The organism is Aliidiomarina soli (assembly GCF_003986975.1).
Lineage (GTDB): Bacteria > Pseudomonadota > Gammaproteobacteria > Enterobacterales > Alteromonadaceae > Aliidiomarina > Aliidiomarina soli.
Map to the genome: position 1 here is coordinate 361,127 of NZ_PIPO01000001.1, position 22,983 is coordinate 384,109.

General features: G+C 51.5%; 21 protein-coding genes. 12 read left to right on the top strand and 9 right to left on the bottom strand.

All coding sequences use genetic code 11. From position 1 onward, the window contains the following. Positions 1-19 precede the first annotated feature (19 nt). A complete protein-coding gene (gene rpoS, locus CWE14_RS01775) occupies positions 20-997 on the top strand; it encodes an RNA polymerase sigma factor RpoS (protein ID WP_126797798.1) in 978 nt (325 codons plus the stop codon). A 57-nt stretch (positions 998-1,054) separates the two neighbouring features. On the opposite strand, the gene mutS is transcribed toward rpoS, so the two are convergent. Further along, the gene (mutS, locus tag CWE14_RS01780) at positions 1,055-3,625 is read right to left on the bottom strand and encodes a DNA mismatch repair protein MutS (RefSeq protein WP_126797799.1); all 2,571 of its coding nucleotides are present in this window, start codon (positions 3,623-3,625) and stop codon (positions 1,055-1,057) included. A 117-nt stretch (positions 3,626-3,742) separates the two neighbouring features. Here mutS and CWE14_RS01785 point away from each other — a divergent pair, with 117 nt between their 5' ends. The 4 genes from CWE14_RS01785 (at position 3,743) to CWE14_RS01800 (ending at position 8,125) form a co-directional block, all read left to right on the top strand. Next, positions 3,743-4,231, top strand: coding sequence for a CinA family protein (locus CWE14_RS01785; protein ID WP_126797800.1), 489 nt, complete (start codon positions 3,743-3,745; stop codon positions 4,229-4,231). 113 nt (positions 4,232-4,344) lie between these two features. Then, the gene (recA, locus tag CWE14_RS01790) at positions 4,345-5,448 is read left to right on the top strand and encodes a recombinase RecA (protein WP_126797801.1); all 1,104 of its coding nucleotides are present in this window, start codon (positions 4,345-4,347) and stop codon (positions 5,446-5,448) included. Positions 5,449-5,579: 131 nt separating this feature from the next. Further along, positions 5,580-7,391, top strand: a complete 1,812-nt coding sequence (locus CWE14_RS01795; protein ID WP_126797802.1) for a DUF885 domain-containing protein — start codon at positions 5,580-5,582, stop codon at positions 7,389-7,391. Further along, entirely contained in the window at positions 7,388-8,125 is a 738-nt protein-coding gene (locus CWE14_RS01800; protein WP_126797803.1) for a metallophosphoesterase, read from the top strand. Before CWE14_RS01795 ends, CWE14_RS01800 begins: the two co-directional genes overlap by 4 nt. On the opposite strand, the gene CWE14_RS01805 is transcribed toward CWE14_RS01800, so the two are convergent. Beyond that, positions 8,098-9,339: an EAL and HDOD domain-containing protein gene (locus tag CWE14_RS01805; RefSeq protein WP_126797804.1), complete on the bottom strand. Its 1,242-nt coding sequence runs from the start codon at positions 9,337-9,339 to the stop codon at positions 8,098-8,100. The genes CWE14_RS01800 and CWE14_RS01805 overlap by 28 nt on opposite strands. A 60-nt stretch (positions 9,340-9,399) precedes the next feature. Between CWE14_RS01805 and rssA the strand changes: the two genes are divergently transcribed. Beyond that, positions 9,400-10,407: a patatin-like phospholipase RssA gene (gene rssA, locus CWE14_RS01810; RefSeq protein WP_241972291.1), complete on the top strand. Its 1,008-nt coding sequence runs from the start codon at positions 9,400-9,402 to the stop codon at positions 10,405-10,407. A 113-nt stretch (positions 10,408-10,520) separates the two neighbouring features. On the opposite strand, the gene putP is transcribed toward rssA, so the two are convergent. The 7 genes from putP to pspF all read right to left on the bottom strand — a co-directional run bounded on the left by putP (position 10,521) and on the right by pspF (position 18,595). After that, the gene (putP, locus tag CWE14_RS01815; protein ID WP_126797805.1) at positions 10,521-12,062 is read right to left on the bottom strand and encodes a sodium/proline symporter PutP; all 1,542 of its coding nucleotides are present in this window, start codon (positions 12,060-12,062) and stop codon (positions 10,521-10,523) included. Positions 12,063-12,168: 106 nt separating this feature from the next. Beyond that, positions 12,169-12,942, bottom strand: coding sequence for an ATP-binding cassette domain-containing protein (locus tag CWE14_RS01820; protein WP_126797806.1), 774 nt, complete (start codon positions 12,940-12,942; stop codon positions 12,169-12,171). Next, positions 12,935-13,942, bottom strand: coding sequence for an oligopeptide/dipeptide ABC transporter ATP-binding protein (locus tag CWE14_RS01825; RefSeq protein WP_126797807.1), 1,008 nt, complete (start codon positions 13,940-13,942; stop codon positions 12,935-12,937). The genes CWE14_RS01820 and CWE14_RS01825 overlap by 8 nt, the downstream gene beginning before the upstream one ends. Further along, on the bottom strand, positions 13,942-14,835 hold the full coding sequence (locus tag CWE14_RS01830) for an ABC transporter permease subunit (RefSeq protein WP_126797808.1): 894 nt from the start codon (positions 14,833-14,835) through the stop codon (positions 13,942-13,944). Before CWE14_RS01830 ends, CWE14_RS01825 begins: the two co-directional genes overlap by 1 nt. Beyond that, the gene (locus CWE14_RS01835; RefSeq protein WP_126797809.1) at positions 14,822-15,853 is read right to left on the bottom strand and encodes an ABC transporter permease; all 1,032 of its coding nucleotides are present in this window, start codon (positions 15,851-15,853) and stop codon (positions 14,822-14,824) included. The genes CWE14_RS01830 and CWE14_RS01835 overlap by 14 nt, the downstream gene beginning before the upstream one ends. After that, positions 15,850-17,493, bottom strand: a complete 1,644-nt coding sequence (locus tag CWE14_RS01840) for an ABC transporter substrate-binding protein (protein ID WP_241972292.1) — start codon at positions 17,491-17,493, stop codon at positions 15,850-15,852. The genes CWE14_RS01835 and CWE14_RS01840 overlap by 4 nt, the downstream gene beginning before the upstream one ends. After that, positions 17,486-18,595, bottom strand: a complete 1,110-nt coding sequence (gene pspF, locus CWE14_RS01845) for a phage shock protein operon transcriptional activator (protein WP_126797810.1) — start codon at positions 18,593-18,595, stop codon at positions 17,486-17,488. Before pspF ends, CWE14_RS01840 begins: the two co-directional genes overlap by 8 nt. A gap of 186 nt (positions 18,596-18,781) precedes the next feature. Between pspF and pspA the strand changes: the two genes are divergently transcribed. The 6 genes from pspA to CWE14_RS01875 all read left to right on the top strand — a co-directional run bounded on the left by pspA (position 18,782) and on the right by CWE14_RS01875 (position 22,909). Then, positions 18,782-19,465: a phage shock protein PspA gene (pspA, locus tag CWE14_RS01850; protein ID WP_126788139.1), complete on the top strand. Its 684-nt coding sequence runs from the start codon at positions 18,782-18,784 to the stop codon at positions 19,463-19,465. An 82-nt stretch (positions 19,466-19,547) separates the two neighbouring features. Beyond that, the gene (gene pspB / locus CWE14_RS01855; protein WP_126788138.1) at positions 19,548-19,799 is read left to right on the top strand and encodes an envelope stress response membrane protein PspB; all 252 of its coding nucleotides are present in this window, start codon (positions 19,548-19,550) and stop codon (positions 19,797-19,799) included. Next, entirely contained in the window at positions 19,796-20,224 is a 429-nt protein-coding gene (pspC, locus tag CWE14_RS01860; RefSeq protein WP_126788137.1) for an envelope stress response membrane protein PspC, read from the top strand. The genes pspB and pspC overlap by 4 nt, the downstream gene beginning before the upstream one ends. 117 nt (positions 20,225-20,341) lie before the next feature. Further along, entirely contained in the window at positions 20,342-21,589 is a 1,248-nt protein-coding gene (locus CWE14_RS01865) for a trans-sulfuration enzyme family protein (RefSeq protein WP_126797811.1), read from the top strand. 126 nt (positions 21,590-21,715) lie between these two features. After that, entirely contained in the window at positions 21,716-22,522 is an 807-nt protein-coding gene (gene phhA / locus CWE14_RS01870; RefSeq protein ID WP_126788135.1) for a phenylalanine 4-monooxygenase, read from the top strand. Between the two features lie 36 nt (positions 22,523-22,558). Then, positions 22,559-22,909 (top strand): 4a-hydroxytetrahydrobiopterin dehydratase, encoded by a 351-nt coding sequence (locus tag CWE14_RS01875; RefSeq protein WP_126788134.1) that lies wholly within the window; start codon positions 22,559-22,561, stop codon positions 22,907-22,909. Positions 22,910-22,983 lie beyond the last annotated feature (74 nt).

Here is a 22,983-nt window from a genome sequence, read left to right on the forward strand (position 1 = left end):
ACAAGAAGGAGAAAGGTACATGCGTGAAGAACCTAAGAATATTATTAACGATATAGCATCAGTTGAAGAAGTTGAGTCAACAGAAAATGCGGAACGCGCGCAGGACGATGCAGAGTTAACTGACGCGCTGGCTAGTAGCAGTAGCAAGTCACAACGGAAGTTGGACGCCACGCAAATGTACTTGAGCGAGATTGGTTTCTCGCCACTGCTTAGTGCAGAAGAAGAAGTTTATTACGCGCGTAAAGCACTGCGCGGCGAAGAAGCGGCCCGCAAACGAATGATAGAAAGCAACCTTCGATTGGTTGTGAAAATAGCCCGCCGCTACAACAACCGCGGCCTTGCGCTGCTAGACCTGATTGAGGAAGGTAATTTAGGTCTAATCCGTGCTGTTGAAAAATTTGACCCGGAACGTGGTTTCCGTTTTTCAACTTATGCAACCTGGTGGATCCGCCAGACCATCGAACGTGCCATTATGAATCAGACACGGACTATTCGTCTGCCGATTCATGTGGTCAAAGAGTTAAACGTATACTTGCGTGCGGCGCGCGAACTGGCGCATAAGCTGGATCATGAGCCGACCGCTGAAGACATCGCAAAAAGCCTTGAAAAGCCGGTTGAAGATGTCACTAAAATGCTCCGTTTGAACGAGCGTATTTCCTCCGTTGACACTCCAATTGGTGGCGACTCTGATAAAGGTCTGCTGGACATTATTGCAGATGAAAAGGCCTCTGGACCTGAAGTAGAAGTGCAGGACGAGGACATGCGCGGAAATATTCTGCACTGGCTGGAGACCTTGAATTCAAAACAGCGTGAAGTACTGGCACGTCGTTTTGGCCTGCTCGGCTACGAACCTTCGACGTTAGAAGATGTCGGTCGTGAAATTGGTTTGACTCGCGAACGGGTGCGTCAGATCCAGGTCGAAGCGTTACGTAAGTTGCGTGAAACATTACGTCAGCAGGGACTGTCACTGGAATCTGTATTTGCTTCTGAGCAATAACAGCAGCATGGTTACAGAAAAACAGCGCCTTTTGGCGCTGTTTTTTTGTTTCACAAATTAGGTCTGGTTAAGTTTCTTCTTCCACCGATAGAGCAGGTCATGCGCTTGTCGCGGTGTTAGCTCATCAGCATCCAGCTCACGCAGTTCATCGGCAATTTGCACCGCTGCCTGGTCCGCTTCGCTCGGCACGGTTTCGGGTTGCGCGGCGAACAATGGTATTTGTTTGTCATTGCGGGCGGCAGACTTTTCCAGTTCGCTAAGTTTGACCTTGGCATTGCGGATTACTTCGTGCGGAACTCCAGCCAGACGCGCCACCTGTAAACCGAAACTACGGTTTGCTGCTCCGTCTCTGACATGGTGTAAAAAGGCGACGGTATCGCCGTGCTCTGAGGCATCCACATGCAGGTTTACGGTGGCTGGCAACTGCTCAGCTAATTCGGTCAGTTCAAAATAGTGGGTTGCAAACAGCGTCATACACTGACGATCCGAGGCTAAGGCATGGGCACAGGCCCAGGCCAGCGACAGCCCGTCGTAAGTGGAAGTACCGCGCCCGATTTCATCCATTAAAACCAGACTGCGGGCGTTGGCATTATTCAGAATATTAGCGGTTTCAGTCATTTCGACCATAAAGGTCGAGCGTCCTGAGGCCAGTTCATCCGAGGCGCCAATACGGGTAAAAATGCGTTCAATGACGCCAATTCTGGCCCTCTGTGCCGGCACGAAACAGCCGATATGAGCAAGTAGCGTAATCAGCGCTGCCTGGCGCATGTAGGTTGATTTACCACCCATGTTGGGGCCGGTGATTATATTCAGCCGACGCTGCTCATTTATTTGCAGATCATTGGCGATAAACGGACTCTCGCTATAGAACTCGACGACCGGATGGCGGCCTTGTTCGATCTGAATGCCCATGCCGCTATGCAGTTCAGGGCGGCAGTAGTTTTGTTCGTCGGCGTGCAGAGCAAAGGCAGCCAGGACATCGAGCTGGGCCAGCGCGGCGGCGCAGCGCTGCAGAGCCGGGACAAACGGCAGCAGATCTGTAAGTAGTTGTTGGTAGAGTTGTTTTTCCAACGCTAACGCCTGGCTTTGACTGCGCAGCACCTTGTCTTCAAACGCTTTTAGCTCTGGAATAATATAGCGTTCAGCATTTTTTAGCGTTTGCCGGCGCTGGTAATCTGCAGGCACATCCGCTTGTCTGGAGGTTTCAATATAAAAGCCATGGACCCGGTTGTAACCGACTTTGAGGCTGCTAATCCCGGTCCGCTGGCGTTCCCGTTCAGCCAATTGGTCCAGTTGATCGGTCGCGCCCTGGCTTAACGCCCGCAGTTCGTCCAGCTCAGCATGATAGCCGCTGGCCAGCACGCCACCGTCACGAATAACCACCGGCGGGTTATCGATAATAGCGTCGCTTAACAAGCGTTCAAGCTCAGTGAAGTCGTCCATGGCTTCAGCCAGAAAGGACACTGGCTTAGCTTTGAGTACACTGCGAATAGCCGGAACCTGCTGCAGGGCCTGACGCAGGCGGGTGAGATCACGCGGCCGCGCGCTTTGTAGGGCTACACGAGCCAGTATACGCTCCATATCGCCGACGGCTTTCAGACTATCCTGCAGACTTTCAGCCTGAAATTCACTGGCCAGCCAGCTGACCGCGTCCAGACGCTGATTAATAAGCTGCTGGTTACGCAATGGACGATGCAGCCAACGCTTTAACAGGCGACTGCCCATGGCGGTGACACTGCGGTCGAGGACCGCGCTTAAGCAGTGTGTTTTACCGCCTGACAGATTTTCGGTTAATTCTAGGTTGCGCCGTGTCGCCGCATCCATGGTAATGGCATCATCATGGTGTTCAAACTGGATGCTCTGGATATGCGGTAAGCTGCTTTGCTGGGTAGCTTTGACGTAGTGCAGTACTGCACCGGCGGCCGCGATAGCCGCCTCTGCCTGCTGTAAGCCAAAGCCGGTCAGATCCTGAGTAGCAAACTGGCGGCACAGCACCTGGGTGTTTGAATCGGCTGCAAATTCCCAAGCGGGCCGAGAGCGAAGCGGGGTCGAGGCAGCGATGAAGCCTTTCGCCAGCGCCTGCACGTCACTTTGCTCTGCAATCAATAGTTCGGCGGGCTGAAGGCGTTGCAGTTCCGCTTGCAGATTCTCGGTACTGGCATGCTCGGACACACTAAAACGTCCACTGGATAACTCCAGCGAGGCAACGCCAAAGGTATTGTCGTAGTCGCTCACGGCAACCAACAGACTTTCCTGATGGGTATCGAGCAGTGCTTCGTCACTCAGCGTACCTGGTGTCAAAACCCGCACTACTTTGCGTTCGACCGGTCCCTTACTGGTAGCGGGATCGCCAATTTGTTCACAGATAGCAACGGATTCCCCCAACCTTAATAAACGGCCAAGGTAGCTTTCTGCCGCATGGTAGGGCACCCCAGCCATTGGAATGGGTTCGCCCGCAGACTGACCGCGTTTAGTCAGGGAAATGTCTAATAGCTGAGCCGCTTTCTTTGCATCGTCAAAAAACAGCTCATAAAAATCTCCCATACGGTAAAACAGCAGGGTTTGCGGATGTTCAGCTTTGATACGCAGATATTGCTGCATCATTGGGGTATGAGTACTCGCCACCATGGTCGTTGTCTTGTTATCCTTTGCCCAGAAATAGTGCGTTCGATACGAAGTCTGTATGATCCCGTTTTCGTCCGCAAAAGCCAACCCTCAGGGTGAATTAAACGAAGAGAATTTACCATGTATAGCGAGTTAACAGGCGTACTTGATGAACTAGCAAGCTGGCTTACTGCAAAGGGAGCGAGGCTGGCTACGGCGGAGTCCTGCACGGGTGGGATGATTGCAAGCCGAATTACTGATCGGGCGGGAAGCTCCGAGTGGTTTGAAGGCGCGGTGGTCAGTTACAGCAATGCGATGAAAAAGCAGCTGCTTGGGGTCAGCTCATTTACTCTGCAAAGCCATGGCGCAGTGTCGCAAAGCTGCGCTGAACAAATGGCAGCAGGGGTGCGGCGTTTGTGTGGATGTGAGTACAGTATTGCAACGACCGGAATTGCCGGTCCGGGTGGCGGCTCAGATGATAAACCTGTGGGAACGGTCTGGCTTGCCTGGCAGGGACCTGACTTTACCCGTAGTGAGCGTATTCTGCTCGCTGGAAACCGTGATAAGGTCCGTGTTGAGACCACTTTTCACGCCCTGAATGTGTTATTAAAGCTAATAAAATCAAAGTAATACGCATTTATATCGGGCGATTTTGTAAGAAATCAGCACTACTGGGTTGATACTGTATGTATCTACAGTATACTAGGTGCAAATGACCTCCCATCATTGTTTGGAGCAAGAATATGAGTGATAACAGATCAAAAGCATTAGACGCAGCATTAGGCCAGATTGAACGCCAGTTTGGTAAAGGCGCTATCATGCGCTTAGGTGATAACAAAGCAATGGACATCGAGGCCATTTCGACTGGTTCTTTAAGCCTTGATATTGCGTTGGGCATTGGTGGTTTACCAACGGGTCGTGTGGTTGAAATTTATGGCCCTGAATCAAGTGGTAAAACGACCTTAACGCTGCAGGTTATTGCAGAAGCACAGCGGGTAGGTAAAACCTGTGCCTTCGTCGATGCTGAGCATGCTTTGGATCCTGTTTATGCCGAGAACCTTGGGGTTAAGGTCGATGAATTGCTGGTGTCACAGCCGGATACCGGTGAGCAAGCACTGGAAATTTGTGACATGCTGGTACGTTCTGCTGCCGTCGATGTGGTCATTATTGACTCGGTTGCCGCGCTAACACCAAAAGCTGAAATTGAAGGTGAAATGGGCGACAGCCATGTTGGTTTGCAAGCTCGTCTGATGTCTCAGGCGTTGCGTAAATTAACCGCGAACCTGAAAAAATCCAACACCATGTGTATTTTCATCAACCAAATTCGGATGAAAATCGGGGTGATGTTCGGGAATCCTGAAACCACCACCGGCGGTAACGCCCTGAAATTCTATTCATCCGTTCGTCTTGATATTCGTCGTACCGGCGCATTGAAAGAAGGTGATGAAGTGGTTGGTAATGAAACCCGCGTTAAGGTCGTGAAGAACAAAGTTGCACCTCCCTTTAAGCAGGCTGAATTCCAGATCATGTACGGCAAAGGTATTTCGAAAGAAGGCGAGTTGATTGACCTGGGGGTTAAACATAAGCTGGTAGAAAAAGCGGGCGCCTGGTATAGCTATCAGGGCGATAAAATTGGCCAAGGTAAAGCCAATTCAATGAATTTCCTTGCTGAAAATCCTAAAATCGCTAAAGATATTGAAGCACGCTTACGGGAAATGTTACTGCTGAAACCTAAGCTGGATGATGTAAATGCCAACGGAGAGCCAGTAGTAGCCAAAGAAACAAAAAGCACTAAAGCGTCAAAAGCAGCAAATGCTGCCAAAGAAGAGCAAGACGACCTGCTATAAGCCTTTTCTGAAATTCAAAGTTAAAAACCCACGGTCAGTTAAATAACTGACCGTGGGTTTTTCTTTTCTCGATGACAAATTTATGTAATGGTTAGGATCCGGAACCGTAAAAATAGATGTCGAGTAAAGTGATGAAGTATTCTATCTTGAAAGTGGCTTTGGTTGCTGCGCTATCCCTTGGGGTTGCAAGTGCCTGTAGCCAGGCTGAAAACCCGTCTGCGCAACAGCAAAGCGAACAAAAGTCAGCATACCTTGAGACCATTTATGCGGAGTACTTTACCGCTAATCTGCAACTGAATCCTTTGCAGGCGACCTTTGTTGGCGAACACAGGTTCAATGATAAGCTGGCAAACTCTCTTTCTGAAGAACATCGTACCCGACAGCGAATGCTGGAAGAAGAATACCTGAGCCTGGTAAGGGAAATCGACCCAGATGATCTGGCAGAGCAAGACAGACTGAGTTATGAAATTTTTAAGCGTGACCGTGAAACAACTCTCGAGCAGTTAGAACACCCAACCCATTTATTACCTGTTGATCAGTTTTATAATATCGCTGGCCGCTTTGCAATGCTCGGCTCCGGTCAATCCGCACAGCCTTTTAATAGCGTCGAAGATTACCAGAACTGGGCCGCTCGTCTGCGCCGTATTCCGACTATATTTGATCAGGCTATCAGCAATATGGAGCAGGGCATCGAGCGTGATATCGTGCAGCCCCGTATATTGATGGAAAAGGCGTTGCCGCAAATCGATGCACATGTTGTTGATGATTTGGAAGACAGCATGTTTTTCGCGCCTTTGCAGGAATTTCCGTCAGACTTTAGCGATGAGCAAAAGCAGGAGCTGAGCGCTCAGTACCAACAGATCCTGACCGATGAAGTGTTACCTGCTTATCAGCGTTTAGCTGATTTCATCCGCACAACCTACCTTGAACATACTCGAGCCGATAGTTTTGGGCTGGGCGCCTTACCAGGTGGTGAGGAATGGTATGACTTCAATGTTCGCTGGCGTACCACCACTGATTTGAGTGCCAACGAGATCCATCAGATCGGGCTGGATGAAGTGACCCGCATTCATGGTGAAATTGAAGACATTATGCAGCGTGTCGAGTTTGAGGGGTCGCTGCAAGAGTTCTTCGACTTTACCCAGAGTGACGAGCAATTTATTTATGCCAGCCGCGACGCTATGCTGGAGGATTACCGTACCTTCGCCGCGCAGGTGGATGAAGTGACGCCCCAGCTTTTCCATCAGGATATGTTTCCGCAAGCTGACTATGAGATCCGTAAAGTAGAGGAATTTCGTGAGCAAAGCGCAAGCTCAGGAAGCTACCAGGCACCACCGGAAGATGGTTCACGCGCTGGTATTTTCTATTTAAATACCTATGACTTGTCGGCACGACCAACCTGGGCGAAAGGGGCGCTGGTTCTGCATGAAGCCGCTCCGGGTCACCATTATCAGATAGCGTTGCAAAGAGAGATGGAGAACCTGCCACGGTTCCGTCGCTTTGGCGGTGAAACCGCGTTTATCGAAGGCTGGGGGCTGTATGCAGAATCACTTGGCAACGAACTCGGCGTGTACAACGACTATGACCAATTTGGTGCGCTGGTAGCTGAGCTATGGCGTTCTATTCGCCTGGTCGTCGACACCGGCATTCATGCAAAAGGCTGGTCGAGAGACGAGGTACTTGATTACATGCGTAGCAACGCCCCTGTAGCGGATGCTCGGGCGATTTCTGAAGCCGAGCGTTTTATGGCGCTGCCAGGTCAGGCCCTTGCCTATAAAATAGGGCAGCTGGAAATTCGTAAATTGCGCACGGAAGCAGAGCAGGCATTGGGCGACTCGTTTAATGTACGCGACTTCCACCGCGAGGTTCTGCGTAACGGCTCATTACCGTTGTCCGTGTTACGCCAGCAAATCGAGCGTTGGGTGGCTGATCAGCAAGCATGAGCGGATGGCAACTTGCTAACCCCGTGCGACGGGTTAAGGCCAATCTGAAAGGCCGTGACCTGGTGGTCGGCGATATTCACGGCTGTTTTGATTTGCTTCAATCGGCACTGGATTCACTGGCGTTTGACGAGCGTGTTGACCGCTTGTTTAGCGTCGGTGACCTGATTGACCGCGGACCTGATTCAATAGCCAGTATGGGCTGGCTTGGTAAGCCCTGGTTTTACGCCTGCCTGGGAAATCACGAGTCGGTATTACTGGATTACCTTTACAGCCAGGACGAAGACCTTGCGGATACCTGGTGTCGTTTTGGTGGTGAATGGTTTTTTGACCTGTCATTTAAAATGCAGACATCACTGGCTCAACGAGTGCTGCAACACTGCAGCTACGCAGTCGAAATCAGCGATCAGAAGGGCCATGCAGAAACAGGTATTGTGCACGCGGATGTACCCGTTGGAATGAGCTGGTCACAATTTACCAGCGCAATTGGCGATAACAGCCGACTGCAATACGACACCCTGTGGGCGCGTGAACGTGGCCGGGGCCTGCGGTCTGATCGGGTTGAAGGGGTACGCCAGGTCGTAGCTGGGCATCAGATAGTGCAGGGCGCTCATCAAAGCGGTAATGTCTGGCTTATTGATACAGGAGCTTACCGCGCGGAGCAGCAAGGCGGCGAGTTAACGGTACTGGAACTGCCTGACCGCCTGCATCACTTCTCTGACTCTGCGTTGCGATAATCTGTTGGAATAATTTCCTGTGCCCATTCGCTGGCCTGCAAATACATTCTGGCGATCTCGTTGTGGGCAATTTGCAAACGACGGGCAATGGCTTCAACTTTACGCCAGTGCGCCTCTTCATAACAGCGAATCAAGCCGAGATAGAACGCCAATAGTCCGCGCCGTTGAGTCAGCGCCTGGGTAATAGCAGGGCTGAGGTTAATACGCCGGATAGCCGTTTCCAGGTCCTCGTCAAACATAGCGTCCAGCAACGAAAACATCCCGACCAGAAAGGCCTGATTGGGCTGTACTTTGGGTTGTTGATGGTACTCAGCGACTAATTCGCAGAAACGTGCTCGGGTAATACTAAGGCGGATGAGTTCATTGGGCTTGTCATCGGTCAGTGCGGCAGTGACAGCCATGGTCACAAAGCGGTTAACCTCGGCAGCGCCCAAAAACACCACCGCTTGCTGTAAGGAGGTAACTTTTTCGCGTAAACCAAAGGCCGCCGCGTTGACGAAACGAAGCAGACGGTAGGAGAGGGCAACGTCCCGCTGCAGGATGACCGTCATCCGGCGAAAATCAAACTCTTCGCGGGTGGTTTCCGCCAGTAATTCAGTGCAGGCTGCTTTGGTCGGATTAATTCGCCGACGTTTAATTAACTCAGGCCGTGAAAAAAAATAGCCCTGAAAATAGCTGAAACCATCTTCCAGCGCATCGTTGAACTGTTCCTGGGTTTCTACTTTTTCAGCCAGTAATTCGATATTGTAATCGCGAACCTGGTATTTTAGCGCCTGCAACTGACGGAAGGTGTACGCCTGCAAATCGACTTTGATAATAGAAATGCAATCGAATACTTCAAGCCATTCGCTTTGAAAACGGTAGTCGTCCAATGCGATATGATAACCAAGATTACGCAGCTCGCGGATACGGGTGAGTACTTCAGGGGTTGGTTCAACATTTTCCAACACCTCAATATACACTTCCATTGGGTTCAGCAGGGTGGGTAGTGAAGTTAACAAGCCGCCCCTGGCAAAATTAATGAAGGCAGGGCAATGATCGGTGATCTCGCTTAATGTATGCTGCAACTCACTGTCCTGAATTAAGGTGCTGGTAGCAATATCAGCATCAATATCAGGAAATGCATTGCTTTCGCCATCACGGAAAAGCAGCTCATAACCGTATAGCTTTTGATGGCGGTCAAGAATTGGTTGTCGCGCTAGATAAAAGAACATAGCATCTTATATTGTTATCGATTTTCGGATGGTAGCAGATAAAAGCAAAGGAGCCTAGAAGTGAAGAAGGATATGAAGGTTGGAATTGCGTTAGGCTCAGGCGCGGCAAGGGGATGGGCCCATATTGGTGTGCTTCGGGCGTTGCATGAAATGGGTGTAAGGCCCAATGTGGTGACCGGAACCTCGATCGGCTCCCTGGTCGGTGGCGCGTACTGTGCTGGTCGATTAGATGAACTGGAAAAGTGGGTTCGCGATATGGACCGTTGGGAGGTGTTTAACCTGCTCGACTTTGGTTTTAGTAACGGTGGAGTCGTCTCCGGCGAACGTGTTTTTAATTTCGCGCGGGAGCAGTTTGGGGCCATTTGCATCGAGGATCTACCGATTCGCTTTGCGGCCGTTGCCACTGACCTGTATACCGGGCGCGAAATTTGGTTAAAAAAAGGCGACGTCTACGATGTCGCGCGTGCCTCATGCGCCATGCCCGGCCTGTTGTCGCCGAAACCAATGGACAATCGCTGGCTGGTTGACGGCGCGTTAGTGAACCCGGTTCCGGTCTCGTTATGCCGGGCGCTGGAAGCCGAGTTTGTGATTGCCGTACACTTAAACTCTCAACTTAATACGTCGCCGCCGAAACTGCCACCTCAGGATATGAACCCTCAGGGGCTCAACGAGCAGGTTGAGCAGGAAGAAGGCAAGCGCAAAGGACCGTCGGCTGAGAAAGCGAGTCCTGATGACACCAACCCGTTTAAAAGCTTCCTCGCGCAAGGGCAAACCTACTTTGACAATGTGAAGCAGAAATTCAAAAAAGACCATCAGACGCCCGGAGTGATGGGAGTCATGGCGGGAGCGATTGATATCATGCAGGAACGGGTCACCAAAGCGCGGATGGCAGGCGATCCACCGGATATTTTATTGCAGCCTAAACTGGGTCACATTGGTATTCTTGAATTCGAACGTGGCCAGGATGCGATTGATGTCGGCTATGAAACCACCAGACGACTGAAAGATTTGATCGAAGAAGACATTAAAATGCTCCGCTTCCGGCGTGGCGAACGGGTGGTTGATTAACCTGTCGCGATTTCATTAAGCGCACTAAATGAGTGGAAATGGACAATAAAAACCCCCGGCACGGATAACGTGGACCGGGGGTTTTTTAGCTTTATCTACGGACAGAAAATGAGCTAGCTCGTTTTATCCATCTGTGTCTGCAGTTCGTCTTCCATATCGTTGAATTCACTGTCAACGGCTTTGGTTGGTTTGATTGTCATTCGGCTGACCACCACAATTGCCAGGGTGGCTAACAAGACACCAGGGACCATTTCATAAAGCACTGAGCTGAGCGTAGCGCCCTCTTCGAGCACCGGGACGTATATCCAGAACAGCACTGTTACTGCGCCTGTCAGCATGCCAGCCAGGGCTCCCTGCATGGTCATGCGCTTCCAGTAGAGGCTCAGCACAATCAATGGACCAAATGCGGAGCCGAAACCAGCCCAGGCGTTACCGACCTGGTCAAGAATAGTCCCTTGCGGTACCCAGACAATGGCAATTGCTACAATCGCGACCAGGAACACGGACAAGCGGCCAACGGCAACCTGCATTTTGTCACTCGCATTTTTATTGAGGAAGCTTTTGTAGAAGTCCTGAGTCAGCGCGCTTGAGGTTACCAGCAGCTGCGATGAAATCGTGCTCATAATCGCTGCCAGAATGGCTGCCAGTAAGAAACCACCGATAAACGGATGGAACAGGGTTTGCGACAGAACGATAAAGATGGTTTCTGCGTTATCCAGGGTGCCGTCGGTGACATAGGCGCCCACTTCGACGTCTTCAGCGTTGATTGACATGTAGGCTGCGCCCAACAAACCAGTCAGCATGGCACCAATGATAGCGACCGTCATCCAGGTCATACCAATACGGCGCGCGGCTTTGAAATCACGAACTGATTTGATTGCCATAAACCGAACGATAATATGCGGCTGACCAAAGTAGCCGAGACCCCATGCCAGCAATGAGATAGTTCCTAAAAAGGTAATGCCATAAAATGGATTGAGCATCGCCGGGTCGATCTCGCGCACCTCAGCGGTGACGGGCTCGATACCACCAAGCACGCTAAAGCCCACCAGCGGCACCATAATGAGGGCAACGAACATAATACAACCCTGCACAAAGTCGGTCATGCTGACGGCGAGAAAGCCGCCAAGCAGGGTATAAGCCACCACGACCGCAGCGGTCACGATAAGGCCAGTGTGATATTCCATGCCAAAGGCGTTTTCGAACAGAGTGCCACCAGCATACACCCCGGAAGCGGTGTACAAAGTGAAGAAGATAATGATCACCACCGCGGATACCAGACGCAGTACGCGGCTTTTATCCTGGAAGCGGTTTTCAAAATAATCAGGAATGGTGATCGAGTCTTTGGCGACCTCAGTGTACGTGCGAAGCCTTGGGGCTACTAACCGGTAGTTTACGTATGCACCGATAAGCAGGCCTAAAGCCAACCATACTTCTGCGAACCCTGACACGAAAAATGCACCGGGCAGACCCATTAACATCCAACCACTCATGTCCGATGCACCAGCTGACAGTGCTGTGACACCAGGACCGAGACGGCGACCGCCGAGCATGTAATCACCCAGATCACTGGTTGATTTGAAATAGCCATACACACCAATGCCGAGCATGGCAATGAAGTAGAGCGCTAATGAAATCAGAGTACCTGTTTCCACAAAAAACTCCTGTAACAATTAAAAGTTACCGCATCGTTTAAATGCAGCGCTTACTGAAAGCGGATTACGCTAACAAAATCTTTACTAAGCATCAAGCTGCCGCTGTTTAGCTGAGCGTGTAGGTCTGTTGCAGCAGGCTTTCGGTATAACCGTCTGCCGGCTTGTTAAACACGCTGGCGGTATCTTCATAGGTCACGATCTCACCATGGCGCATGATCATTACTTTGTCGGCGACGTGACGAATAATCTCCGGGCTGTGTGAAACAAACACATAGGACATTTTCATATCACGCTGCAGATCGAGTAATAAGTTAATAATCTGAGCCCGAATGGAGGAATCCAGTGCTGCCAGGGCTTCATCGGCGACAATGACATCGGGGTTAAGCATGATAGCACGGGCAATGCAGGCGCGTTGCTTTTGTCCAGTCGACATCATGTGGGAGTGGAAAACCGCGTGTTCAGGAAGCAAACCGACCTTGAGCAGGGCTTCGGAAACGGTTTCGCGACGTTGCGCACTGCTTAAATGTGTATTAAACAGCAGAGGTTCTTCCAGCTGTCGGCCAATGGTCAGATGCGGGTTGAGCGATGCATCGGTGTCCTGAAACACCATTCGGATATGGCGGCAGCGAAAGCGATAGTCCTGCGCTTTGAGTGGCTCCCCGCGCAGGTAAACGGTTCCGCTGCTGGGGCGTTCTGCACCGGCAATTATTTTTGCCAGGCTACTTTTACCAGAGCCGGTTTCGCCCATAATGGCCAGGGTTTGACCGCTTTCGAGGTCAAACGACACATTATTGAGCGCACGAATTCGTTTGGGCGCCCACCAGCGTCCTTTGTGCAGGTACGCTTTACTGAGGTTCTCAACCCGGAGCAGACTAGTCATTGCCTTGTACCTTAGCTGCGCTATTTAATGGATAGTGACAGGCGTAAAAATGCGAACGCAATTTGCGCGTTTGCGGGGTGGTTACGCATTTACGCCGGGCGTTTGGACAGCGTGGACCGAGCCGACATCCAATTGGTAAATGCTGCATCGGTGGGGAGGCCCCGGTCAGTGTTGGTAAGTGTGTTTTTGGTTCACAGCGACTCTGTTGGTACAGCGAGGTCGAGGTTAATGCCTCGGTGTACGGATGAAAGGGTTCTTTCAGCAATGCCTGAGCCGGACCGGATTCCATTATCTGACCACTATAAAGCAATGTCAGACGTTCGCTCTCAGGCATAATGGTTCCCATATCCTGAGACATCAGCAGGATCGACATCTTATGACTGGCATGAAAGCGCCCAAGTAGCCGATAAATTTGCTGCCGGGTCGAGGGCTCCATCGCGGTTGTGGGTTCGTCAGCAATTAACAGCCGCGGACGGTGGGCGATGGCGGATGCGATCATGATTTTTTGCGCTGCCCCTTCGGACAGTTCAAACGGAAAGCTTTCCATCACCGCCTGATGCTCTTTAATTCCAACCCGATGAAGCAGTTTAATCACCTTATTGCGACGTTCTTTGCGTCGGCTCCACCAGTGTTTGCTGGATAGGTCGCTGTCGAGAATCGCTTCGCCCAGTTGCGCTTCGACGGTGTCGTTGGGGTCGAGGTAGCTGCGCGGGTCCTGGAATATCATGGCGATATCGACGCCGATAATGCGGCGCCGTTCGGCTGCAGGCATGCTCAGAAGATCCTTGCCGTCAAACCAGAGGCGATCAGCGCGGACTGTCCATCGCGGATCAAGAAAGCCCATAATGGCACTGGCAATCAGGCTTTTACCCGAGCCTGATTCGCCGACCAGGCTATGCACTTCGCCTTCAGCAACACTGAAACTGACCCGGTCAATCACATCGATAGGGCCATGGTCGCTATCGCCGGTGATGGTCAGGTTTCGCACATCGAGCAACATTAGCGTTTTATCCTTTCATCAATGGCCGATTTCAGGCTGTCCCCGACTACATTGACACTGACCAGGGTAATAAACAATGCAAATCCGGGTAACGCCATCACCCATGGCGAGCTATAAGCAACCTCGACTGATTTCGCCAGCATGCTGCCCCATTCGGGCGCGGGTGACTGTGCCCCGAGACCGAGAAAGCCTAGTGCCGCAATATCCAGAATCGCCGTAGACAGAGCCATGGTCAGCTGTACCACCAGCACCTTGACGGTGTTTGGAAAAATAACCACGCTCAGCAGGTACCACTGACTGACACCGTTTAAGCGCGACGCAATAACGTATTCACGATGGCGTTGGTCATGCACGGCGTTGCGCGTGGCATGCAAAAATTGCGGAATCAATACCAGCCAGATGGCAAGCAATGCGTTGTCTAGGCCAGGCCCGAGAATGGCAACAATGATAAGTGCCAGCAGCAACGAGGGGATACTTAACAGCACATCGAGCAAGTGCTTAAGAGTTGAACTTTTAACACCCACACTCATCGCCGCCAGGGCGCCCAGTGGAATGCCGATGGCCGCGGCCGCCAGTACCACCAGAAACGGCAGTCCAAAGCTAAGTCGGGCGCCGTATAAAAGGCGCGATAACATATCGCGACCCAGCTCATCAGTCCCTAACAGAAAGCGGATAGTACCTTCTTCGGTCCAGGCCGGCGGCATCGACAGTGCATCAGTAAACTGGGTGTTGGGTGAATAGGGTGCTAATACCGGAGCAAACAGGGTAAACAGGACGATCGCGCCGAGAATATGGAGCGCAATCATAGCCCACATATTGTGCCGGAACTGGACCCAAACCTGCTCCAGAGGCGATGGTGTCCGCTCTTCGTAATACAGCTTAGGCGTTGGCATAGAGTTCCTGCCTTATTTGAGGGTATCGCCAGGCGTGGAGCAGGTTTAGCAATACGTTAACCAGCAAAATCAGTGCTGCCAGGGTTAACAGGCCTGCCTGCATTACCGGATAGTCGCGCTCGTAAATACTGCGTATTAACCAGCTGCCAAGGCCTGGCCATGAAAAAATCACTTCGGTGATCATGGTATTGGTGATCAAAAAGCTAAAAATAACGCCGAGGTCACGAGTCACTGACTGCATGGTATTGGGAACCGCGTGCTTAAAGATTACCTGAGAGGCCGTAAGCCCTTTGGCTCGTGCCGATTTAATGTAATTGCGCCGCAGCACATCATGCATGGCAGCCCGGGTAAGGCGAGCTAACAGGGTTGCTGGCATGACCGCGAGGACCAGTAATGGAAGTAGCAGATGACGCAGTACGTCAAGCAGCGCGGCCGATTTCGCCGGATGATCAGCACGTGCCAGATCCAGAACAATGGAACCAGTCACGGGTTCAATATTGTAAAGCGGGTTGATCTGACCGGCTATCGGAAACCATTGCAAATTGACGGCGAACACCAGAATAAACAGCTGAGCGAGCCAGAACACAGGAATAGAGTAAGCTGACAAGCTAAGTCCCATCAAAAAACGATCTGGCCAGCGGCCGAGATTGAGGGCACTGATAATTCCCATCGGAATGCCAAGCAGCAGGGCAAGAATACTGGCCAGTACAGCCAGTTCCATGGTCGCCGGGAAACGCGCTTTGACTTCATTCCATACTGGTGTTCCATCCTGCAGCGAAACGCCCCAGTCGCCTTGCAGTAAATGGCCGAGGTAACGGAAATACTGGACCAGGATATTGCTGTCAAAGCCACGACTGCTGGCGACCTGCTGATAGAGCGCCGAGTCGAGGGTCTGAATACCGCTTAAGTTAACCAGTGCATCGCCGGGAAACCAGTAGCCCAGGCTGAATGACAGCACTGTAAGCAAAAACAAGGTCACCAGTAACAGGCTAAGTTGACGCAGCAAGTACCTTGTCATGGCTGCCCCTTATGCGTATTCAGCAGGCGGGTGCCACCATAGGGTTCCAGATGCATGCCCTCAATATAGGGCTGGGTCGCCTTATAACGCATCGAGTGCACGATAGGCATTAATGGCACCTGATTATTGAGCAGCTCCTGTGCTTCGCGATAAAAGGCAAGACGCTCGTCGCGGTCGGCGGTTCGAATGGCACTCATCACCAGGCGGTCGAAGCGCGGTTCGCACCAGCGTGCGCGGTTGCTACCCGAGAGCACGGCGGCACAACTTAACAGTGGTCGAAAGAAATTATCAGGGTCCGGGTTATCGCCTGACCAGCCAATTAACACCGAGTCATGGTCGCCATCAGCCAGGCGGCGACGGAAGGTGCTCCATTCATAGCTGACAATATTGACCTGAACCCCAATATTCGCCAGATCCGACTGCATCAGTTCAGCCATTTTGCGCGCATTCGGGTTGTAGGCCCGTTGCACTGGCAAGGCCCAGATGTTCATAGAGAAACCATTCGGGTAGCCCGCATCGGCGAGCAGTTCGCGTGCCGCGACCGGGTCAAAGGTGTAGGCGTCTTCATCACTAAAGTGGGCCCAGGAAGTATTGGGTAAAATACTTTGAGCCAGCGCCGCATGGCCAAAGTAGACGGCTTTAACAATGGATTCACGGTCAATAGCATGGATAAGTGCCTGACGTACCCGGACATCGTCAAACGGTGGCTTTTGAGTATTAAAGGCCCAGAATGCGGTGTTCGGACTAACCGTTGAGTATAGATTTATATCGTCGCGCGCATCGAGATCATCTAAATCGCGTGCCGGAGGATACGGCACGATATCGCAGTCTTTGGTCAGCAGCATCAGAATGCGTTTGTGGTCGCTGGGGATGATCCGAAAAACCACGCGTTCTGACTTCGCCGCACCTTGCCAGTAGCCCTGGTGGCGTCGATAGCTCAGGCTGACGTCTTTGCGAAAATGCTGGAATTTAAAAGGGCCGGTGCCGACCGGGAGATTATCCAGCGCCACGCGATTGTCTTCTGCGACCAGCTGTTCGCCGTATTCGGCGGATAAAATGACTGCAAAGTCGGTGGCTAAATTGGCGATGAAGGAGCTGTCAGGTTCGTGCAGGTGGATAGTGAAATTATGATCATCTTTCACTTCAATGCGTTGAATAAGGCGATCCAGACCCACTGCAGAAAAAAACGGATACCCAGTCATCGAAATCAAATGGAATGGATGATCGGTATTGAGCCAGCGTTCAAAACTAAACTGAACGTCGGTCGCCGTCAGCGGCCGGGTGGGAGTGAAATAGCGGGTCTGATGAAACTCGACCCCTTCGCGCAGGGTGAAGCTGTATTCGGTGCCATCTTCGTTGATCTGCCAGGATTCGGCCAGTGCCGGAACATATTCTTTCGCTTCGTCACTGTATTCAATTAAACGGTCATAGAGCAGGTTGGCGGTCATATCGAGGGTTGTCCCCGAGGTCACCAACTGTGGGTTAAACGACTCGGGGTTACCTTCAGCGCAGTAGAGTAGCCCCTCGCTAAGCATTTGCGGGTCACTCTCCGGCGATGGGCTACAAGCCATCGCTGTCAAGGCCGATAAGACGATGCTGACGGCCTTTATGGCGTGGTTGAATGGGGTCGGTTTATTCACTTTGAGCATCCAGCAACGCATATTTTTTAAGGTAACCACGCAGCTGATGATAGGTCAGCCCAAGCTTTTCTGCTGTTTTCTTCTGATTAAACTGCGCTTTTTCCAGTGCACAACGTAGCATTTTGATTTCAAAATCCTGGGTGAGCTGTTTAAAGTCGCAATTGTCGTTTAAATCAGGCAGCACGAAATGCTCGTCTGCACCGTTGCCATTCATTCGTGGTGACGGGGTATCTGCAGAACTTGTCGCATTCGCATCCTGTTCAACAATATGGCTGGCCTGGCGGCTCAATGAGCCAGTTTTAGGGGGGCGTGTGCCTGGTCGGTAAGGACTTTCAAAAGGGTCAGTGACGATTTCACTGACTGGTAAATGGGCGTTATTCAGCCGATAGACACTGCGTTCGACGACATTTTTAAGCTCACGCACGTTGCCCGGCCAATGGTAATCAAGCAGATGCTGCTTTGCTTTGCTGGTGAAGCCACTGAACAGCTCCAGATCAAGTTCCCGCGCCATCTGAATCGCGAAATGCTCTGCTAATACCATAATATCTTCACGCCGCTCGCGTAGCGGGGGCAGGGTAATGACATCAAATGCCAGCCGGTCGAGCAGATCGGCACGGAACTCATTGCGTTCCGCCAGTGTCGGTAAGTCTTCATTGGTGGCAGCAATCAGACGGACATCGGTTTTAATCGTTTTACTGCCACCGACCCGTTCAAATTCACCATACTCAATGACTCGCAACAGCTTTTCCTGGACCAGCGACGATGTCGTAGCCAGTTCGTCAAGAAACAGCGACCCGCCATTGGCACGCTCAAAGCGACCTTCATGACGCTTGCTGGCACCGGTAAAGGCGCCGGATTCATGGCCAAAAAGTTCGGTTTCAAGCAGCGTTTCGTTCAATGCCGCGCAGTTGAGTTTGATATAAGTCTGGTCCCAGCGCTGGGACAAATAGTGCAGTCGCGCTGCAATCAACTCTTTACCAGTACCGCGTTCTCCAATGATTAACACAGGTTTGCCGAGCGGAGCCGCCTGGGAAACACGATCGAGAACTTCGAGAAAACTATTCGCCTGACCAATCAGATTGTCGTTGCGTCGGGGACTCATGATCTACCTTAAGGTTAGTGTTTTTGACTAACTTTTAGTTGTTTTAGTTAATGTAGCAGTCAATGACCTACTCAGCCTATTATTTAAAATCTTTTATTTTCAACGTATTATAAATAATTCACAAGTTGGCTCAATTCCTGAATGTTCTTCACTGGAAGCATACACTGAGAAACAGAGGTAAAGGTCATGAGTATTTTTTCACGCTTTACAGACATCGTAAACGCTAATTTGAACTCCCTGTTGGATAAAGCTGAAGATCCGCAAAAAATGGTGCGTCTGATTATCCAGGAAATGGAAGACACTCTGGTTGAAGTTCGTTCAAATTCGGCCCGAACCCTGGCCGAGAAGAAAGAACTGGCACGCCATCTGGGACAGATCGAGCGGGAAGCTCAGGACTGGCAGAGCAAAGCGGAACTGGCACTGTCCAAAGATCGGGAAGATTTAGCACGTTCAGCTTTGTTAGAGAAAAAGAAGTTACAGGAAACCATGGACAGTGTGCAGCGCGAAATCGACCGGGTCGATGAGCATGTTGACCGTCTGAGTGAAGAGATTGGCCAGTTGCAGGAAAAGCTGTCAGACGCCAAAGCTCGCCAGAAGTCGATTCTGATGCGCCAGCGTACCGTGTCGTCGCGGTTATCGGTGAAGAGCAAGCTGGATAGTGGCAAAGTGGACGAAGCACTGCAGAAATTTGACCGCTATGAAGCTAAAATTGATGGTATCGAGGCACAGGTTGATGCCTATGACCTGGGTAAGAAAACGCTCGCTGATGAATTCAAAGCGTTAGAAAACGACGCTAAAGTTGAGGATGAACTGGCTGCTCTGAAGGCGAAGGTGAACGAAGCGAAAGGTAAACAGAGCAACGACGCGTAAGCAATGCACAAGAGAGGTGGTCAGGCCATGCTGAGAAGCATCGCAAGGCCAGCCGATCTACTCTCAGGTGAGGATTGAGACAATGGAAGGATTAGTAGCCATCATGGCGGCCCCAGTTATTATTTTTATGATTTTCGTGGCTCCCATCTGGTTGATACTGCATTACCGCAGCCGCAATAAAATCAATGCCGGGCTGAATGATGATGAACGGCAGTCGTTGCAGGATCTGGCGCGGACTGCAGAACGTTTGCAGGACCGTATTCAGACGCTGGAGTCTATTCTTGATGCGGAGCACCCTAGCTGGCGCCATAAGCATCAGGGAGGTGGAGCATGAGTGATGAGAAGAAACGATTCTACCGCGATGTTCAACGCGGCAAGTTAGGCGGCGTCTGTGCCGGTATAGCGCGCTATTTCGGCTGGGAAGTCTGGGTGGTTCGTATCGTGGCCGTGACGTCCGCCTTGCTGCTGACGAAATTTATTGTGTTGGGGTACATTATTGCCTGGGTGGTGCTTGATCAGGGCCCAAAGTCTGCCAGCGGTGAGCCACGAGTGGTGCGAGAAACAACCACGGTTGAGCGCACCGAAGATGGCCGCTCAATAGAAGTAAAGACCCGGGTATGGGAAGCCGGTGAGGTTCCTAAAGAAGCGATTAAAGATATTGCGGGTCGTTTCGCGACCATGGAACAAAGTGTACGTGCCATGGAAAGCTATGTAACCTCGAGTGAATACAAGGTTCGGCAGGAGATCAACCGCTTGTAACCTGATTGGCAAAAAAACGTTACATAGGTAACTGGTCCGAGAAGATGGCGCATATTGCGCCATTTTTTATGTCTGCATACTCTAGCCGCAAATAACTATAACTATGGCTTCTAAGATATGCATAAACCGACCGCTGGCTGGCACGCCGATACCATCGCAATTCATGGTGGCGAAGCGCCGCAGGATCCACACGGTGCGTTAGTGGCGCCGCTGTATCAGACTTCGACCTTTGTTTTTGACAGTACCCACCAGGGTGGTCAGCGGTTTGCCGGCGAAGAAGCTGGTTATATTTATTCTCGTTTAGGCAACCCCACTGTCAATCAGCTGGAGCAGCGTATTGCTGAGTTGGAAGGCATGCAGGCGGGGGCCGCAGCGGCGACTGGTATGGGCGCAGTCGCGGCGACGATGATGGCTTTTTTACAGCAAGGTGACCATGTGGTGGCCTCGGACGCTATCTATGGTTGTAGTTTTGCTTTGTTTGATCATTTGTTTCGTCGCTTCGGTGTCGAGGTCAGCTTTGTCGATATGAGCGATCTGGAGCAAACCAAAGCGGCCTTTCGTGACAACACCCAGCTGGTGTTTCTGGAAACCCCTGCCAATCCACATCTAAAGCTGGTTGATATTGCCGCGGTCAGCAAACTTGCACATCATCACAAGGCCCGTCTGGTGGTCGACAATACCTTTATGACCCCGCTACTACAGCGACCGGGTGAGTTCGGCGCGGATCTGGTAGTGCACAGCGCGACTAAGTACCTCAATGGCCATGGTGATGTGGTTGCCGGACTGGTTACCGGGCGTAGCGAAGACATTGAGCTGATTAAGTTCACCACCTTAAAAGACATGGGCGCGACCATGTCGCCGCATGATGCCTGGCTGATTTTGCGCGGCCTGAAAACCTTGCCCGTGCGAATGCAGCGGCATTGCGAAAATGCGCTGGCAGTGGTGGCCTTTCTGCAGGAAATGCAGCCGGCCGGCATGATTAGCCGGTTGTATTTTCCGGGGGTTAACCAGGATGAGCAAAGCAGTCATGAGAGTGACTTGCTACAGACCCAGATGAAAGCCGCTGGTGCGGTCATCGCCTTTGATATGAGCGATGGCTTTCGCGCCGCGACCCGACTGCTCGACCAACTCAGCATGATCAAGTTAGCGGTTAGCCTGGGCGACGCCGAGAGCCTTATTCAGCACCCCGCATCGATGACACATTCGCCGCTAACGCCGGAAGCCCGCGCTGCCGCAGGTATCGGTGATGGCCTGGTGAGGCTGTCAGTCGGCTTAGAGCACGCGGACGATATTATTACGGATTTGCGTCAGGCCTTTACTTCGCTGAAAAAGGGCGCTGAAAACACCGCACTGAATACCGATTAATGGAACTTTAAGTTTACAGCACTCCGCCGAGTGCAGTTTGCCAGGGTGCAGCAGACTCGGCTAACGTGAGTTCTAAGTACAGCGACAGCACGCGACTGTCAGCAACAACAGACAACAAGGTGCAACATGGCTAAGAAGCAAACTCAGTATGTATCCCGTGAACCTGACGAGCAGGGCATCATTCACTGGAGTGACGAGGAAAATGCCGTTTGGCGTGACCTGGTGGAACGCCAGCTGAAACTCATGCCCGGTAAAGCCTGTGATGAGTATATGGAAGGTCTGCGTTTAATTGATTTCCCCCGTGATCGTATTCCTCAACTGGGTGAAATCAATAAAGTGCTGGGCGAAACCACTGGCTGGCAAGTGGCGCAGGTACCTGCGTTGATCCCGTTTGACGAGTTCTTCCGTTTGCTGGCGAATAAGCAGTTCCCGGTTGCGACTTTTATTCGTACCCGTGAAGAATTTGATTACCTGCAGGAGCCGGATATATTCCATGAGATCTTCGGTCACTGTCCGCTGCTAACTAACCCTGCGTTTGCCGAATTTACGCATATGTACGGTAAGCTGGGTTACGCGGCGACGCCGAAAGAGCGGGTTTATCTGGCCCGGCTGTACTGGTTTACAGTTGAGTTCGGCTTGCTGAAAACGAAAGATGGACTGCGTATTTATGGCGGCGGTATTCTTTCTTCGCCGGGCGAAACCGATTACTCAGTTAACAGCGACACCCCTGAGCGTCACCCGCTAACGGTGCTGGATGCACTGCGCACGCCATACCGAATTGATATTATGCAGCCGCTGTATTACACCATTGAGTCCGTCGATGAGCTGTTTAAAATAGCCGATATGGACATCATGAGTATGGTCCATGAAGCGATGGAGCTGGGCTTGTACGAGCCGAAGTTTCCGCCGAAAGAAAAAAATGACGCCGCGTAAACAAGCAAACTATTTATTTAAACAACAGGACTACCAATGAGCGATTTAAAGAACCAAACCTGTGAAGCCTGTCAGGCTGATGCTCCCGCAGTGTCTGACCAAGAGCTGAAAGAACTCATGCGCGAAATCCCGGAGTGGGCACCAGTCAGCCGCGATGGTGTGATGCAACTTGAGCGTGCCTATAAATTTAAGAACTTTAAGAAAGCCTGGGCGTTTCATGAGCTGGTGGCGCAGATGGCCGAAGATGAGTTTCACCATCCGACCCTGACCCTGGAATGGGGTAAGCTGACCGTGACCTGGTGGACCCATGCTATCAAAGGGCTGCACCGCAACGACTTTATTATGGCAGCGAAAACCGACGCTTTACTGGAAAAGCTGGATAGTTAACTCCGCCTTTCTACATTTATCGCAAGCAGCAATCTGTCGGTCGACAGTTGCTGCTTTTTTGTTGCTGCCCCTGT

Bases quoted from the DNA above. Each gene is read 5' to 3' on its own strand.
- rpoS (WP_126797798.1), top strand. From the start codon at position 20: ATGCGTGAAGAACCTAAGAATATTATTAACGATATAGCATCAGTTGAA.
- mutS (WP_126797799.1), bottom strand. From the start codon at position 3,625: ATGGTGGCGAGTACTCATACCCCAATGATGCAGCAATATCTGCGTATC.
- CWE14_RS01785 (WP_126797800.1), top strand. From the start codon at position 3,743: ATGTATAGCGAGTTAACAGGCGTACTTGATGAACTAGCAAGCTGGCTT.
- recA (WP_126797801.1), top strand. From the start codon at position 4,345: ATGAGTGATAACAGATCAAAAGCATTAGACGCAGCATTAGGCCAGATT.
- CWE14_RS01795 (WP_126797802.1), top strand. From the start codon at position 5,580: ATGAAGTATTCTATCTTGAAAGTGGCTTTGGTTGCTGCGCTATCCCTT.
- CWE14_RS01800 (WP_126797803.1), top strand. From the start codon at position 7,388: ATGAGCGGATGGCAACTTGCTAACCCCGTGCGACGGGTTAAGGCCAAT.
- CWE14_RS01805 (WP_126797804.1), bottom strand. From the start codon at position 9,339: ATGTTCTTTTATCTAGCGCGACAACCAATTCTTGACCGCCATCAAAAG.
- CWE14_RS01820 (WP_126797806.1), bottom strand. From the start codon at position 12,942: ATGACTAGTCTGCTCCGGGTTGAGAACCTCAGTAAAGCGTACCTGCAC.
- CWE14_RS01825 (WP_126797807.1), bottom strand. From the start codon at position 13,942: ATGTTGCTCGATGTGCGAAACCTGACCATCACCGGCGATAGCGACCAT.
- CWE14_RS01830 (WP_126797808.1), bottom strand. From the start codon at position 14,835: ATGCCAACGCCTAAGCTGTATTACGAAGAGCGGACACCATCGCCTCTG.
- CWE14_RS01835 (WP_126797809.1), bottom strand. From the start codon at position 15,853: ATGACAAGGTACTTGCTGCGTCAACTTAGCCTGTTACTGGTGACCTTG.
- pspF (WP_126797810.1), bottom strand. From the start codon at position 18,595: ATGAGTCCCCGACGCAACGACAATCTGATTGGTCAGGCGAATAGTTTT.
- pspA (WP_126788139.1), top strand. From the start codon at position 18,782: ATGAGTATTTTTTCACGCTTTACAGACATCGTAAACGCTAATTTGAAC.
- pspB (WP_126788138.1), top strand. From the start codon at position 19,548: ATGGAAGGATTAGTAGCCATCATGGCGGCCCCAGTTATTATTTTTATG.
- pspC (WP_126788137.1), top strand. From the start codon at position 19,796: ATGAGTGATGAGAAGAAACGATTCTACCGCGATGTTCAACGCGGCAAG.
- CWE14_RS01865 (WP_126797811.1), top strand. From the start codon at position 20,342: ATGCATAAACCGACCGCTGGCTGGCACGCCGATACCATCGCAATTCAT.
- phhA (WP_126788135.1), top strand. From the start codon at position 21,716: ATGGCTAAGAAGCAAACTCAGTATGTATCCCGTGAACCTGACGAGCAG.
- CWE14_RS01875 (WP_126788134.1), top strand. From the start codon at position 22,559: ATGAGCGATTTAAAGAACCAAACCTGTGAAGCCTGTCAGGCTGATGCT.